The organism is Mycobacterium sp. NGS17 (genome assembly GCF_059813205.1).
This window is the reverse complement of the sequence record NZ_JCALED010000062.1, coordinates 1-241: the sequence shown is the minus strand read 5'-3', so window position 1 is coordinate 241 and position 241 is coordinate 1. Positions and strand designations below refer to the sequence as shown.

1 protein-coding gene is annotated in these 241 nt (G+C 68.5%); it reads right to left on the bottom strand.

All coding sequences use genetic code 11. The features are described from left to right. On the bottom strand, window positions 1–241 hold a 241-nt coding region (locus AC5Y7E_RS24365; protein ID WP_499950978.1), incomplete at both ends, for an AMP-binding enzyme.

The window sequence follows — 241 nt, the reverse complement described above, 5'->3', positions numbered from 1 at the left end:
CCGGGGCCCGATAACGTTCGGCATCGCCGTAATCCGGCGCCGGCAGGGCCTGCTTGTCGAGCTTGCCGTTGACCGTCAACGGCAACGCCTCAAGCACCACCACCGCCGCGGGCACCATCCACGACGGCAACCGCTCCGCCAACACGGCACGAACATCGCGCGAATCGGCCGCCCCGGTGACATAACCCACCAGCCGCTTATCACCAGGACGGTCCTCGCGAGCAACCACCACCGCCTGCCC